Annotated in this window: 15 protein-coding genes and 4 pseudogenes; 18 read left to right on the forward strand and 1 reads right to left on the reverse strand. The window is 38.1% G+C overall.

What is annotated here, in order from left to right:
• Positions 1-16 precede the first annotated feature (16 nt).
• The 12 genes and pseudogenes from WG932_RS27560 to WG932_RS27615 all read left to right on the forward strand — a co-directional run bounded on the left by WG932_RS27560 (position 17) and on the right by WG932_RS27615 (position 11,283).
• Positions 17-2,568 (forward strand): annotated as a pseudogene (locus WG932_RS27560) (phosphoenolpyruvate carboxylase).
• A gap of 437 nt (positions 2,569-3,005) precedes the next feature.
• Entirely contained in the window at positions 3,006-3,590 is a 585-nt protein-coding gene (locus WG932_RS27565; protein WP_483086035.1) for a sterol desaturase family protein, read from the forward strand.
• A 220-nt stretch (positions 3,591-3,810) separates the two neighbouring features.
• Positions 3,811-4,125: pseudogene (locus WG932_RS27570) on the forward strand (phosphoenolpyruvate carboxylase); the annotation flags it as partial.
• Between the two features lie 1,592 nt (positions 4,126-5,717).
• Positions 5,718-6,080 carry an IS66 family transposase gene (locus tag WG932_RS27575; protein ID WP_483088730.1) on the forward strand — a complete coding sequence of 121 codons (363 nt, stop codon included), beginning with the start codon at positions 5,718-5,720 and terminating at the stop codon, positions 6,078-6,080.
• A gap of 136 nt (positions 6,081-6,216) precedes the next feature.
• Positions 6,217-6,648, forward strand: a complete 432-nt coding sequence (locus WG932_RS27580; RefSeq protein WP_339680090.1) for a hypothetical protein — start codon at positions 6,217-6,219, stop codon at positions 6,646-6,648.
• A gap of 445 nt (positions 6,649-7,093) precedes the next feature.
• A complete protein-coding gene (locus WG932_RS27585; protein WP_339680088.1) occupies positions 7,094-7,552 on the forward strand; it encodes a helix-turn-helix domain-containing protein in 459 nt (152 codons plus the stop codon).
• Entirely contained in the window at positions 7,549-8,118 is a 570-nt protein-coding gene (locus tag WG932_RS27590) for a PIN domain-containing protein (protein ID WP_483086036.1), read from the forward strand. Before WG932_RS27585 ends, WG932_RS27590 begins: the two co-directional genes overlap by 4 nt.
• A 478-nt stretch (positions 8,119-8,596) precedes the next feature.
• Positions 8,597-8,779 (forward strand): hypothetical protein, encoded by a 183-nt coding sequence (locus WG932_RS27595; protein ID WP_483086037.1) that lies wholly within the window; start codon positions 8,597-8,599, stop codon positions 8,777-8,779.
• The gene (locus tag WG932_RS27600; protein ID WP_483086038.1) at positions 8,776-9,078 is read left to right on the forward strand and encodes a histidine phosphatase family protein; all 303 of its coding nucleotides are present in this window, start codon (positions 8,776-8,778) and stop codon (positions 9,076-9,078) included. Before WG932_RS27595 ends, WG932_RS27600 begins: the two co-directional genes overlap by 4 nt.
• Positions 9,079-9,782: 704 nt before the next feature.
• Positions 9,783-10,433, forward strand: a complete 651-nt coding sequence (locus WG932_RS27605; protein WP_149394751.1) for a peroxiredoxin-like family protein — start codon at positions 9,783-9,785, stop codon at positions 10,431-10,433.
• Positions 10,434-10,627: 194 nt separating this feature from the next.
• Positions 10,628-10,870 (forward strand): DUF6364 family protein, encoded by a 243-nt coding sequence (locus WG932_RS27610; protein ID WP_242067829.1) that lies wholly within the window; start codon positions 10,628-10,630, stop codon positions 10,868-10,870.
• The gene (locus WG932_RS27615) at positions 10,870-11,283 is read left to right on the forward strand and encodes a type II toxin-antitoxin system VapC family toxin (protein ID WP_483086039.1); all 414 of its coding nucleotides are present in this window, start codon (positions 10,870-10,872) and stop codon (positions 11,281-11,283) included. Before WG932_RS27610 ends, WG932_RS27615 begins: the two co-directional genes overlap by 1 nt.
• Before the next feature lie 258 nt (positions 11,284-11,541).
• Here the strand turns inward: WG932_RS27615 and WG932_RS27620 are convergent.
• Positions 11,542-11,844 (reverse strand): annotated as a pseudogene (locus WG932_RS27620) (prolyl oligopeptidase family serine peptidase); the annotation flags it as partial.
• A 48-nt stretch (positions 11,845-11,892) separates the two neighbouring features.
• On the opposite strand from WG932_RS27620, the gene WG932_RS27625 reads away from it, so the two are divergent.
• The 6 genes and pseudogenes from WG932_RS27625 (at position 11,893) to WG932_RS27650 (ending at position 14,145) form a co-directional block, all read left to right on the forward strand.
• On the forward strand, positions 11,893-12,123 hold the full coding sequence (locus WG932_RS27625; RefSeq protein WP_483086040.1) for an IS66 family insertion sequence element accessory protein TnpA: 231 nt from the start codon (positions 11,893-11,895) through the stop codon (positions 12,121-12,123).
• A gap of 210 nt (positions 12,124-12,333) precedes the next feature.
• Positions 12,334-12,492: pseudogene (gene tnpB, locus WG932_RS27630) on the forward strand (IS66 family insertion sequence element accessory protein TnpB); the annotation flags it as partial.
• 111 nt (positions 12,493-12,603) lie between these two features.
• Positions 12,604-12,729: a hypothetical protein gene (locus WG932_RS27635; RefSeq protein ID WP_483086041.1), complete on the forward strand. Its 126-nt coding sequence runs from the start codon at positions 12,604-12,606 to the stop codon at positions 12,727-12,729.
• Positions 12,730-13,599: 870 nt separating this feature from the next.
• Positions 13,600-13,710: a hypothetical protein gene (locus WG932_RS27640; protein WP_483086042.1), complete on the forward strand. Its 111-nt coding sequence runs from the start codon at positions 13,600-13,602 to the stop codon at positions 13,708-13,710.
• On the forward strand, positions 13,695-13,943 hold the full coding sequence (locus tag WG932_RS27645) for an IS66 family transposase (RefSeq protein WP_483086043.1): 249 nt from the start codon (positions 13,695-13,697) through the stop codon (positions 13,941-13,943). The genes WG932_RS27640 and WG932_RS27645 overlap by 16 nt, the downstream gene beginning before the upstream one ends.
• 67 nt (positions 13,944-14,010) lie before the next feature.
• On the forward strand, positions 14,011-14,145 hold the full coding sequence (locus WG932_RS27650; RefSeq protein ID WP_483086044.1) for a transposase domain-containing protein: 135 nt from the start codon (positions 14,011-14,013) through the stop codon (positions 14,143-14,145).
• The last annotated feature ends 16 nt before the right edge of the window (positions 14,146-14,161 follow it).

The following is a 14,161-nucleotide window of genomic DNA, read 5'->3' on the forward strand; positions in this document are numbered from 1 at the left end:
TCTAACCTTTTCAACCATGGCAAACATCTACGAGACTGAAGTCGCAAAGCGTTTTACGATTTATAACAGTCTGTTTTTAGACCTGCCTTTTGATCAAATTTACAGGACAGGTACCTTGCTACCTATTTTGTCTGAAGCTTGTCAAAACGGGTTTAAAAAAAAAAAACGCCAAAGGAAATTATCCGCCAATTCTTTGAAGAATTGATGGCTGATAAATCTGAAGAAGAAAGGCACGACCTTCTCTTTAAAATGGTACAATATATCGAACGACAAGTAGTTCTATTTGATTCGATAGAAGATGCTTCCTTTGAAAAATTCAACGATATCAAAGGCAAAGGTACCATGACCGCCTTGATTGCGAGAGCAGAAAACGACCATAAAAAAGATGAACTGATACAAAAGCTTAAAAACTTTTCCGTTCGACTAACTTTAACTGCACACCCTACACAGTTTTATCCCGGTAATGTTCTGGCCATTATCACAGACTTGGAACAGGCCATAAGGAAAAATGATTTGGGAGATGTAGATCTTCTGCTTCGCCAATTAGGTAAAACAGCATTTATCAATAAAGAGAAACCTTCTCCTTATGAAGAAGCAGTAAGCCTTACTTGGTTTTTGGAATACGTGTTCTATCCAAGTATTTCGGACATAATGATTCGTGTTCTCAACCAGCTAAATATCCCTCTTCATGATTGGGAAAATCCCAATTTGCTGAAAGTAGGCTTTTGGCCGGGAGGTGACAGGGACGGAAATCCTTTTGTAACGCACGAGATCACTAAAAAAGTTGCCGACAAACTTCAGAACAGCATCCTGAAATGTTATTATAGAGATATCCGTAAAGTTAGACGTCGCTTGACCTTCCACAATGTGGAGAGCCACTTGATCAAAGCAGAAAAAGGAATCTACAATACCCTTTTTGGTGGAGATGGAGATGTTTTTAAATCCAAAGATGACCTTCTTGCTGTTTTATATGATGCCAGGAAAGGCATTATAGAAGAACATGGCGGCCTATCACTTGAGTTATTGGATGAATTTATCCTTAAAGTAAGGGTGTTTGGATTTCATTTTGCCAGCATGGATGTTAGGCAAGACAGCAGGAAACACGATGCCCTTTGGGATGAGATATTGGAGAAAAGTGAAGGAGAAGCTGCTTTGGAAACTTACCACCAAGGTGACGAGGAAGCAAAAATTGAGAAAATCCTTTCTATAGACAAATTACCTGAGATCAGTGCTCTTGAGGATCCTTTCCACAGAGAAATGTTGGAAAGCGTCAAGTCTATCAATTATATCCAGAAAAATAACGGCCCAATGGGCTGTCACAGATACATCATTTCCAACAACCAATCAGTGCTGCATGTGCTGGAAGTTTTTCAACTTAATAAATTGTTGTTGGCGGATGGTGGTGATCTATCGCTTGATATTGTTCCTCTATTTGAAACCATCGACGATTTGGCAAATGCCCATGGGGTGATGACCAAGCTTTATAACAATAAAGTATACAGGGAGCACCTTCGTAAGCGAGGCAACAAACAGTCCATTATGTTGGGCTTTTCAGATGGTACCAAAGATGGTGGATATATCCGAGCCAACTGGTCCATTTTGCGGGCCAAAGAGGAACTTACAAAAGTGGCTAGAGAAGAGGGGATTGATGTCATCTTCTTTGACGGCAGAGGAGGACCTCCTGCCCGAGGTGGTGGAAATACCCATAACTTCTACGCTTCTCTCGGTCCCAATGTGGAAAACCGTGAGATTCAAATCACCATTCAAGGACAGACCATTAGTGCCAACTATGGTAAACCGGTAAGCTGTTCTTACAATTTGGAGCAACTGCTTAGTGCCGGTATGGAAAGTCACTTGTATCCTTCCAGTGAAAATAGCCTGACTGAAAAACAAAAATCGCTTATCGATGAGATGGCGGAAATCAGCTATAATGCTTATAAAGAGCTGAAAAATCACAAGCAGTTTGTTCCTTATCTGGAAAAAGTAACTCCTTTGAAATTCTTCGGTATGACCAATATTGGTTCCAGACCGGTGAAAAGGAGCAAGGGAGGAAGCATGAAGTTTGAAGACCTTAGGGCCATACCATTTGTAGGTGCCTGGGCGCAAATGAAACAAAATATTCCGGGTTTCTTTGGGGTAGGTAAAGCCATAGAGGAGCTTGAGAAGCAAGGTAGACTGGGAGAGGTACAGCAACTGTACAAAGACTCCTTGTTTTTCCGATCTTTATTGGGGAACTCCATGCAGTCCTTGGCCAAATCATTTTATCCGGCTACCGCATACCTCAAGGACGATCCTCAGTTTGGAGGTTTCTGGGACTTGATGTACAGCGAGTACCAAAGGTCTTATGAAAAGGTGCTTGCAGTGGCAGGAATGACTGATTTACTGGAGGATAGTCCGCTAAGTAATCAGTCCATAGCCATCAGGGAAAGAATAGTATTACCGTTGATCACCATTCAACAGTATGCCATTCAGACCATTTTGGACAAAGGGAAAGAAGATACCGCTTTACAAAAGCTGATCCTTAGGACCATGTTTGGTATTATCAATGCCGCAAGGAATGCTGCATAACATCCATTAGAGATTTTCTGATAAATATAGAAGGCCACTGTTTCAGTGGCCTTTTTTTATGTGTAAATATTTGGTTTAAAATTATTTATTTGGCTGAATTGATAAAGTTCAATATAAAACCCTGTTTTTCAAACTGATACGATGTTATTTGTGTTTTAATTGTTATTTTTAGGTTGGAGGGGTTAAGGGAAGGCATTACTTTTCGGTGGTTGCAGTTGATAAAGTTGGCGTTATCGTTCGTTTTATTTATTTATGATATGGAGTTTTTAGATATGATACTGGGTATTGACCCAAATTTTATTGTGATTGGGTTAATTGCAATTTTCTTTTCATTGGAGCAAGTATCCCAATCCCCTGTTAATTTTAAAAAACGGATCCATCACCTATTTCATAATTTACTATTTCAAGTTATTCTTGTTGGCCTAAATGTATTTTTTGTGACATTTCAAGTTTTCTCTATAGAGTGGTTAAATGAGCATCATATTGGACTCTTGTATCTGATAGAACTACCCTTCTGGATTAAGCTTTTTATCTCTGTCGCTTTATATGATATTACAGCATATTGGATACATAGGGGTACGCACGTAATTCCTTTGCTGTGGAGATTTCATAGGGTACACCATAGTGATACCTCAATGGACGCATCAACAGTTTTTAGATTTCACCCATTTGAATTAATATTAGTATTTGGAATGGGGAATATCCTGACTGCTGCACTATTTGGTACTGACGTTCTTTCTATGGCAGTATATTATTTATTTTTATATGTGTTTTTCTTTTTTGAACATGCCAATCTTACCTACCCAAAATGGCTTAATTCAACACTCGGATTGATTTTTGTGATGCCTGATCACCACAGGGTACATCATCAGCAAGACCAATATTATACAGATTCCAATTATGCCGACATATTTATAGTCTGGGACAGGATCTTTGGGACCTTCAAAATTATGCCGGCACAGAAAAATAAATACGGCTTGACAGAGTTTGATGAGGATAAGAAGCAAACATTTCTTTTTTAATTAAGAGCCCCTTTTTAAATATAAAGAGAATTACAATTGACGGAGAAAAAAGAATAAGCCGGAATAAAAAAACTCCACTCGAGCACCAAACATCCTAACGGCTAAACCCTTCAGTTAGCTAAGGTGGCATTTCCTTGGTTTATTTGACTTCCTTATGAAAGAGGAAAATAAATCTCTGCTTCTTATTTAACAACCCTTCATTCTGGTTTCAGACAGTTGCAAATCTTTTCATCCGGCGACCGCTTACCTTAAGGAGGATCCTCAATTTGGAGGATTCAGGGACTTGATGTACGTTGAGTACCAAAGGTCTTATGAAAAGGTGCTTGCAGTGGCAGGAATAACAGACTTATTGGAGGACAGTCCGCTAAGTAATCAATCCATTGCCATTAGGGAAAGAATTGTTTTACCGTTGATCACCATTCAGCAGTAGGGCATTCAGACCATTTTGGACAAAGGCAAAGAAGATACTGCCTTACAAAAGCTGATCCTCAGGACCATGTTTGGTATCATCAATGCCGCCAGAAATGCCGCATAAAATAAATTAGAATTTTTCTAATAAATAGAGAAGGCCACTGTTTCAGTGGCCTTTTTTTGTGAATTTATCCTTGACTCTGAAATTTCTATGTCCTTATAGCTTGCAATTCCATAATTATATAAATATAATTCTCTGTTGACACAATAAGTGCTTTTAAAATATTGAAAACTTAGTTAGATTGGCCTACAGTTGTAAGGCGAATAAAGTGCACTGCGCACTTTATTCGTACGTTAGGTATAATTATGCGAAACTCAAATCTGTTCATTTTACTTCTGCTCGTCTGTTCAACAACATTTGGACAGACTATGGAAGATATTTTGAACGAAACCTGTGAACAGGCAGTCACTCGAGCTAACAAGGACGCAGAAACTGGAACTCTTAAGTCAATAACATATGGGTTGGTTATTGATCCAAATTTCAGTCTTGAATACTCGAAATTCCGTGAGGTTTACTTAATATCTAAATATCAAATTGATTCATATGAAGCTGGATGCGTAATAATTGGAAATGAAGAATGTTATGCGGACCAAATGCAACTTCTAATTGACTAAAAGTACGGTGAAAATTTCTTCGAAGAAGTTGAACCAGAAATCCGTGAATTATATGAACTTTTCAACAGCTTAAGTCAGAACGAAATTGAAGATATAATTGATTTTGACTACACCTACGGATATGGACGAATTGACGAACGAGCTGACTTTAAGGAAGGATGGGAAAAACTGTATGAAGAGCTTCATGAGAAAATTGACTTTTCCAAACTTTCATTCGAACCCTATGAATACGATCGAATTGGAATTCGTGTAATCGTAGATCGAAAAGGGAACATTGAAAAATGTGAGGTGGTATCCATGGACTTCCCAGAAGACATTGGAGCATTAATTGAAAAAACTTTAACTGAAATCGGCAACCGTAAACCTGCTACTCTGTATGGTTATAGCGTGAAGTCTGATAATATGCTGTCATTCCCACTTTCAATGAAATAAACTATACCTAACATATACTATGAATGAATGGGGTTTTATCGTTCAGGAAAGTTTGGTGGCACTTGGAAAGTCCGCCACAAGTTTTAAATTTAAATCAAGGTGTGGCTATGTACGAGACGAAAGATTGGTGCTTTCTAATCCCCACTCATCATAGTGTGCCGAGAAGTAGAACATCGGTAATAAATAGTTCTGCATGCTGTATTTGAGATGGTGGAATCCTTTAAAATGGTTGACCCACCGATGTTGTTTTACAGGAGACAGCATCAAACCACCTAATGGTGCTTTGGTAAAGAGCCAAGGTATTGAGCGATTGGGAAAAGTTATCCCCGAGGATAACAGGTATTTGTGTAAGAGTTGAACGTAAGTGAACCACCGATGAGGTCGAGAAGTGGGTACATCCAGTCAAAAGCTAGGAAGTATGATACGGAGTAAAAAGTGGTGTTTAACAGCACCGAATACAGAAGTCACCTGTTTACTTTCTGTATGACTGGCGTCTTTCAGGTGGCAAGACTTATACAAGGGCTCAAATATGGAACCCGGGAATCTGGTTATAAATGCAAAGGGAAATACACAATAGGCTCAACCTAGAGGTAGAATACCGATGTTGTAATTAGAGACGGACAATACAGCCATAGGCCAACAAGTCCAATGGGCAAGGCTATAGAATATACCAGGTCAAGATGGGCAGGACTGAGTGTTTATGCACTTCATGGACAAATGGAAATAGACAATAACCTAGTTGAAAATGCCGTTCGTCCACTAGCTATAGGTCGTAAAGCGTATCTATTTGCAGGATCGCACAAGGCTGCGGAGATGATAGCAGCCATGTATTCTTTCATGGCCAGCTGCAAAAAGAACAAAATTAATGAGTTTGAATGGCTCAAGGACGTATTCGAAAGAATCCAGAGCCACAAGCAAAAAGATCTCTATCAACTACTACCTTCCAATTGGGAGAAATATAAAATCAAGTAGCTCCTCAAAGCATAAAATCCAACAACTCCAAATTAATCTATATGGGTTCCTCGGATGCTTACTTTTATTCTTATCTTTATAGGTAATTAAATAAGGTAGCCTATCAGGGGCTACTCTACTGGACAATTAGAAAAAAATGAGTGCAGACATTTTTGAAATCTTGATTCAAAAGGCCGACCTTGAGAAATTGGATTGTAGACCTCTTGAAACTAACTTTGGACTGTCGTCCGAGCTGCACATTTTCATGAATGGTACAGACATCGGTATTCTCGAACCTGAGAAGCTGTATCCATATCACGATAGACTTAAAAGGTTTAATCACTATCAACATGTTTTAAATCTCAAGTCTTTGATTGGAAAATTTCATGCGCTAAATAAGCTCCAAAATCTTATAGATCAATTAAATTTAGGGTTGATCATATTCGAGAGTGACTGTGACCAACATGAGATAAAACTTTATTCCAGTTCTGAATACGCCATCAATGATCTATTCGATGAACGTTGTAATTTGAAGTCAGAAAATCTGAAAGCATTCACCTTTGAAATAAATAAAAACTATCCACAATAACTAAACATTCTGACGGTTGGAATAGCCTAGTCTGAAAACAGTGTTGAACCTTGAGAAGTGTACAGGGTCAACTTCAATAAAATATTTCAGGTGATGTTTACTTTTCTATTTTAACTACCTACCCTATAATCACTAGAGGCTGAACCTGTCGAAGCCATATGAAGTTTGCCGGAAAGTTGTCCGACAAAAGTTTAATGAAATTTATATACTTTCTTCATTTTGGGTCCAAGTTACGCTTCGCAAGAGTTGAACCTAGAGGTACCCAACCGGCACAAATGGCGAGCATTCATTGCCGCCAAAGCCCGGTGTGTAGGGCTAAACTAAGCATGCTAGCCGAGCTGTTAATAATTAATGAGTATGATGTATTTTAACGAACATTGGAAAACTATTTCGTTTATTTTGTTTGTTTCGTTTATTTCGATTAACTTTATTAAAAACAATAATTATGAAAACTTTAATCAGAAGAACGACAAAAGAAGACCAAAAGATTGCACTAAGTTCTTTAAAAGGCTTTCAGGTCGTATCAAAAAGAATTAAATCTTCTCGAGAAAAAGGAGTCAAAATAAAAGTACAAGAAACTGGTGAGTTTATAACTATTCCTAAAAAAGCTTTAACATTACTTTCTGCCATAATTCAAAATATGGCTGAAGGCAAGACGATTTCAATCGTGCCTTCAAATTCGGAAGTAAGCACACAGCAAGCCGCTGATATGTTAAATGTATCAAGACCTCATTTGATAAAACTTCTTGAGACTAAAATAATTCCGTTTAAAAAAGTAGGAAGTCACAGAAGAATATTGTTAAAGGATATTATAGATTATAAAGAACAGCTGACTAAACAACGGGAAGCTCAACTTGATTTTTTATCTACTCAAGCACAAGACCTAAAGCTAGGGTACGAATGATACATTCACCTAGGTTTAAAGTTGTATTAGATGCCTGCGTTTTATATCCAGCACCAATTAGAGATATTTTGTTATCCCTTGCAGCTGAAGGGGTATTTATAGCAAAATGGTCTGACATAATTCAAGATGAGTGGCTAAGAAATCTTTTGAAAAACAGAACTGATTTGAAAAAAGAACAACTGAATCAAACTATTACCGCTATGAATTTAGCTTTTCCCGATGCTAATGTTGAGGATTTTGAAGATTTAATTCCAAGTCTTAAACTTCCGGATAGAGATGATAGACACGTAGTCGCTTGTGCAATAAGGTGTAATGCAGATTTAATAGTTACATTTAATTCAAGGGATTTCCCAAAGGATGAACTATCAAAATATGATATTGAGATTCAAAAACCTGATGAACTCATTTTAAATTTATTTGATATCCATCCAGAATTAGCTTGTAAGGCTTTTAATAAAATGGTTAAAAGGCTAAAAAATCCAAAAAAGACAAAGAATGAAGTTTTAGCAACTTTGGAAAATTGCGGATTAAGGGAAAGCATAGAAAAATTAAAAAACAACTGCTAAATAACTAAGAATTCTGACGTTTGGAATAACCTAGTCTGAATTTAATGTTAAACCCTGAGAAATGTGCAGGGTCAACTTCAATAAAATATTTCAGGTGATGTTTACTTTTCTATTATAACTACCTACCTATAATCGCCGTTGGCTGAACCTGTCGAAGTCATATGAAGTTTGCCGGGAATTTGTCTGACTAATATTTAATGAAATTTGTAAATTTTCTTCATTTTGAGTCCAAGTTACGCTTCGCTAAACTTGAAAGGTTAATCGTTTACAAAAGCCTAAGCTAACAATTATATAATTAAGTATTGTGTCAAAAACAGTGAATTTTATATGGAGTAGGTGCTTTAATCCAATTGTTAAGCTAAGTTTTTAGTTAAAAAGTTATCTTTGGAAGGTAAATAAAGGGCATGGTGCGCTTTAACTAGATTTTATGCACAATGATGACATCAACAAATCACTTAAAAATTAGAAAAATATGGGAATGCCAAAACGTATAGTTTTAATACGGCACGGTGAATCAGAAGCCAATGTTGTTCAGAAATGGGATAAGCAAGGAAAAGATGTAATGAGTGCTGAAATTTTAGCCATTCGAAAACGGACTGATTATAAACATCGACTTTCAAAAAAGGTATTAGTCAAGCAATACAAGCAAGAGAATGGGTGAACAAAAATATTCTTGAAGTAGGCGAATTTGACACAAATTTTGTTTCAAGCTTTTTCCGTGCAAGAGAAACAGCAGCAATAATTTCGGCAAATGAACCGGAAATTAAATGGGAAATAGATGACCGTCTTGCAGAACGTAATTGGGGCGTTCATGGAACGCTGACTATTGCCGAACGTAAAGAACTTTATGAGGTAACAGATAAATTGATGAACGATGACCCATTTCACGCTGCTTTTGAAGGTGGTGAAAGTATTTGGGGAGTGAAAAATGAACGTATTCGTAATCTTATGAACACTTAGGCAAGAGAACAGGATGGGAAAAATATTATAGTCGTTACCCATGGAGATCTAATACGTGCAGCGAGAGTTGGTTTTGAGAGAGTTTTACCCGAAGAATATGAATCTATTAAAAACAATCCAGCTTATAAGGTTAAAAATTGCCAGTGTTTAGAATATGCACGCTTCAACCCATTTACAGGAAAAGACGAAGGAAAAATAAGGTGGCGTAGAATAACAAACCCGACACAACCTGAAACATCTCCAGACGGTGGAAACTGGGTTGAGTTACGAGGCAAACCTAAAATGAGTTCGTCAGAAATACTTGAAAAAATAGAAAAAGATGCACCAAACCTAATTAGAAAATTAGAATAACCAGTGGAAATCTTGCATAAACTAAGGTATGGTGCATTCTCCGCAGGATACTGCAAAAATTTACCGAAAAATTACCCGAGTATTTCTACTTGGATTGAACAAAGCGTTTAATTGATGACAGTTGAAAACTTTCTGTATTTTGGGTCCAAGTTACACTAGGCTAAACTTGAACCAGAGGAGGGGCAATAAATTACAAAACCATTCAAGGACGATTGGAAATATTAGAAAAAGCAGGGAAAATTGAATATTCTGAACCTTGTCTTTCAGAAAAACACCGAATGGATTTTATTAGACAATAATGAGATCTAAAGATGAATCTTTGAGTTATAACTATATTGGGTTAAAGAAAAATAATGGGAAAATTAAAAGAACAAACAGATGCTAAAATTGAAGCAGGGCGAAAAGCTAACCCTGACTTTATGAAAGGTGTTGATGATATTATTAGCAAGGCAAAAGCTTTCCAACAGGGAGAGCATGCAATTAAAATTGGGGCAAAAGCGCCAATTTTCGAGCTACCTAACCCACAGGGGAAAACCATTTCCTTAACTTCTTTATTGAATAAAGGGCCTGTTGTGATTACATTTTATCGCGGAAGTTGGTGTCCTTACTGCAACTTACAGCTAAGAGCCTTACAAGCCAAATTGGGTGATATCCATGAATTAGGGGCTACATTAGTTGCCATCAGTCCAGAAGTGCCTGACGGGTCAATGACAGAAAATGAAATTAGTAAAATGGAATTTATTGTATTGTCTGACCAAGATGCCAAGGTGGCTTCAAAATATGGTGTTGCTTGGGAAGTACCGGAATTTTTGATTGAACATATGCGAGTAGATCGTAAACTTGATTTGGAAAAAATCAATAATGGTAATGGTACCATCTTACCAATTCCTGCCACTTTTGTGTTGGGAAGTGACGGGGTGGTCAAGTGGAGCTATGTCAATATTGATTATAGAACACGTTCAGAACCTGATGAGATTATTGAGGCCTTGAAAAATCTATCTTAAGAAAATTACTGACTGAAGTTCCTGAACCCCATAAAGAGAAAGAATTGCTTGTAATTTAAAACCTTTATGATGGTATCCCTGCTACTGCAGTAAACTGATGGTCCTGTAAAACCCAACGTCGTATAAGTGAAATCATAGTTAAGTGTTGCGTATAACGTATGATATTTTTAAATTTGTACGTACAATTTAGAGCTATGGATTCAAAACTGACCTTAAAACTTGATAATGGTGTAATTGAGCGTGCGAAGATGTACGCCAAAGAACAGAACATTAGCTTGTCCAAATTAATTGAAAATTATTTGGATGCACTTACAAAGGGAAATGCTGGAAAGGCAGAAGTGAGCCCGTTGGTCGAGAGTTTAACAGGTGTGGTTAAACTGAAAGAAGGTGCAGAGAAAAGAAAATACATTGATTATTTATCTAATAAGTATAACTAATGAATAGAATACTTGTAGATACCAATGTGGTTTTGGATTTATTAGGGAAACGGAAAAGTTTTTTAAAAGAGGCTCAGGAGCTATTTACCCTGGGTGATAAAGGAAAGGTGAAATTATTTGTGTCAGCACTTACTTTTGCCAATACCTATTATATTCTTTCTCAGCAATTGAAGGTTTCAAGTGCGAGAAAGGTACTGAGGCAGTTCAAGGTATTGGTTGAAGTGGTTCCCATAGATGATAAGGTGATTGAATTGGCGCTTGATTCGGAATTTAAAGATTTTGAAGATGCCATACAGTATTATTCTGCCATTGAAAATGGGGTAAGAATAATCATAACGAGAAATCAAAAAGATTTTAAGCATTCGAAGATTCCAGTATTGACTGCCAAGGAATACCTGGGAATGAAAGGATGACAAAACTTATGGGGTAAACTTCCATAATCTCATATCCATCCGAAAATTAGACCTTTTATAAATGCTAGTCTGTTATAAACTGGTGACATAAAAACAAGAAGGAGGTAGATCCGATATTTTGCACATTTATTAAAGTGTATTAAATAAGGGGTTTTACTATCCTATTTTTTCTAACCATGATCATTTATACCTCCCATGGTCAAACTGGAGATCCTTATTATCTAGGTCTCAATAATTATCCTCGATTAAAATTACCTCCTACTCACTTTTTCCTCCAAAATCCACCCCCATATTATAAAGGGTAAAGGCAAAGATATCTGCCTGTTCCTCAATCACCTTCGAAGTAGGCTTGCCTGCACCATGTCCTGCATTGGTTTCGATGCGGATCAATACGGGCAATTCTCCTTTATGGGCTTCCTGAAGTGCTGCAGCAAATTTAAAGGAATGAGCAGGAACCACACGGTCATCATGGTCGGCCGTAGTGACCAAAGTTGACGGGTAGGCTGTTCCTTGCTTCAAGGCATGAACAGGTGAATAATTTTTAAGGTACCGGTACATCTGTCCCATAAATCACATCTTTTAAAGCTAATCTGTTGCTAAACTTGTGTCATGAAAAGACAGACAGAAAGCACATGCGTAAACTTTATCAAGAATGGTTATCCTCAGGGGTTAGCAGATCAGCATTTTCCGATATGCATGGGATCGTTCGAACAACTTTTTATTATTGACCAAAAATTCAGCACACAGGAAGAAGAAACAAATAATGGGAAAGCTTTCCAATTGCTGGACACTATTCCATCTGTTGGTCGAGAAGGCCGAGTAATAGCGCATATTCATTAATCCTTCTTAACCAGCCTAGAAATTCATATGATGGGGCCCCACCTGAGTTTATTAAAACGTTTTTTGTTCAACGAATGTTGCGCTTATCCTCTTCATGTCGTTACTTTTTATATGATAAGTCCACTGATATGCGTTTTGGTATCAATGCCCTTCTGGACTGGTACGTAACAAGCTTGGCTTTGACCCCATGAATGGAGATGTGTTCATTTCTTTATTGGCAAGCGAGGCAACCAAATCCGATTCTTGCAACGGGACAAAGATGGTTTTGCCTTATATATCAAAAAAGTTGGAACGAGGTACTTTGAACGTCCTATTCTCATCGGAACAGCCATTACGAGTACTCAACTCAGCTTCCTCTTACAGGGGTAAGGCTGGAATCGGTAATACTACAGAACCCGATACACACCCTTAAAAAGGGCGTGAAAATAAACACGTGAATTAAGTAAAAAGTGCCTTAAAACTACTTCAAACCTATTTTTTATGCTTATTTTTAGTGCTAAAGAAAATGAGACAATCGACTACAAAAAGCTATATGAGCAAGAGCTCCAAGCCCATCAAGAGTCATTGTTGACCATCTCCGAAAAGGAAAGTGCAATAGCAGACTAAAGCATGAACTTGAAAAGCTAGGTATATTTTTGGCACCAAGAGTGAAAAGAGAACCGCTAATGTGGGACTAAATCAGATGGGGCTTTTCGAGCTAGGCACTACCTGTACAAGAGGAGCTTTCCGAGTCAGTACCTACCACAGAGCAAAAACCACTCCAAAGAAAAGAGCCAAGGGTACCTCCGTATGAGCCTTCCCGAAGAGCTCAGAAGGGAAGAAGTGGCGATAGAGCCAAAAGAATCCACTGAAGGTTGTGTGCAGATAGAGGCTGGGGAAGTAACCGAAGTATTGGAAGTAGTTCCGGCATCTTTTTTATGTGAAACGCTACGTACGTCCAAAATACGCGAGACCGGAACGGTGGAAGGCATCCTCATTGGCATTACCAGACAGAGTAATAGAAAAAGGAATACCTTCAGAATCAGTGATTGCTCAACTCATCGCATAATCAACGAACGAACGATTCAACGACCACTCAACCCATTGTCGTCTACGGAATGCTGCTTCACAGGTGCAGCTGGATAAATACAGCAAGATGGGCGTCAGAATCCCTGCTTCGAGCCTCTGACTGGGTAATCAAGGGCTGGGAACAGCTCAAGCCACTCGATCTACTCAGTATGGTAGTCCTAAGTCAAAATACCTTCAGGTAGACGAAACGCCTATAAAAGTGTTAGATAGAGACTGCCAAAAAAGGTATTCATCAGGGGTTCATGTGGTTTACCATGCGCCGGTAGATAGTCTAGTACTCTTGATTACAGAAAAGGGAGGATCGATCGGGTCCTAAAGAAATGCTTGCTGACTTTAAGGGTATCATCCAGATGGCTACAAGGTGTATGATTCCATGGGAAAACATGACACTATTCATTTAACGTTTGTATGGCACATGCCAGACGCAAGTTTGTAGAAGCGCTCAATGACAATGAGGAACAGGCAAACCATGTCCTTGATGAAATGCAATCTGTTTCTATAAGTTGGAAGCACAGATGAGAGAAAAGGGGTATGACTATCTACAGAAAACGAAGGAGAGAAAAGAGCATACACTTGTGCTGGACAGATTAGGGCAATGGCTGGAAAAGCACCAATACAGCCACAGACCAACAAGTCCAATGGGTAAGGCTATAGAATATACCAGGTCAAGATGGGCAGGACTGAGTGTTTATGCACTTCATGGACAAATGGAAATAGACAATATCCGGTTGAAAATGCCGTTCGTCCACTAGCTAAGGGTCGTGCGTATTCGTCAGGTGATCGCACAAGGTTGTGAGATGACAGCAGCCATATTCTTTCATGGCCAGCTGCAAAAAGAACAAAATTAATGAGTTTGAATGGCTCAAGGACGTATTCGAAAGAATCCAGAGCCACAAGCAAAAAGACTTCTATCAACTACTACCTTCCAATTGGGAGAAATATAAAATCAAGTAGCTCCTCAAAGCATAAA

Source organism: Cyclobacterium sp. SOCE241 (genome assembly GCF_056867545.1).

Excerpts from the sequence above, each read along its gene's own strand:
- WG932_RS27650 (WP_483086044.1), top strand. The coding sequence starts at position 14,011 with ATGGCCAGCTGCAAAAAGAACAAAATTAATGAGTTTGAATGGCTCAAG.
- WG932_RS27590 (WP_483086036.1), top strand. The coding sequence starts at position 7,549 with ATGATACATTCACCTAGGTTTAAAGTTGTATTAGATGCCTGCGTTTTA.
- WG932_RS27610 (WP_242067829.1), top strand. The coding sequence starts at position 10,628 with ATGGATTCAAAACTGACCTTAAAACTTGATAATGGTGTAATTGAGCGT.
- WG932_RS27625 (WP_483086040.1), top strand. The coding sequence starts at position 11,893 with ATGAAAAGACAGACAGAAAGCACATGCGTAAACTTTATCAAGAATGGT.
- WG932_RS27580 (WP_339680090.1), top strand. The coding sequence starts at position 6,217 with ATGAGTGCAGACATTTTTGAAATCTTGATTCAAAAGGCCGACCTTGAG.
- WG932_RS27585 (WP_339680088.1), top strand. The coding sequence starts at position 7,094 with ATGAAAACTTTAATCAGAAGAACGACAAAAGAAGACCAAAAGATTGCA.
- WG932_RS27635 (WP_483086041.1), top strand. The coding sequence starts at position 12,604 with ATGCTTATTTTTAGTGCTAAAGAAAATGAGACAATCGACTACAAAAAG.
- WG932_RS27615 (WP_483086039.1), top strand. The coding sequence starts at position 10,870 with ATGAATAGAATACTTGTAGATACCAATGTGGTTTTGGATTTATTAGGG.
- WG932_RS27640 (WP_483086042.1), top strand. The coding sequence starts at position 13,600 with ATGGCACATGCCAGACGCAAGTTTGTAGAAGCGCTCAATGACAATGAG.
- WG932_RS27605 (WP_149394751.1), top strand. The coding sequence starts at position 9,783 with ATGGGAAAATTAAAAGAACAAACAGATGCTAAAATTGAAGCAGGGCGA.
- WG932_RS27595 (WP_483086037.1), top strand. The coding sequence starts at position 8,597 with ATGCCAAAACGTATAGTTTTAATACGGCACGGTGAATCAGAAGCCAAT.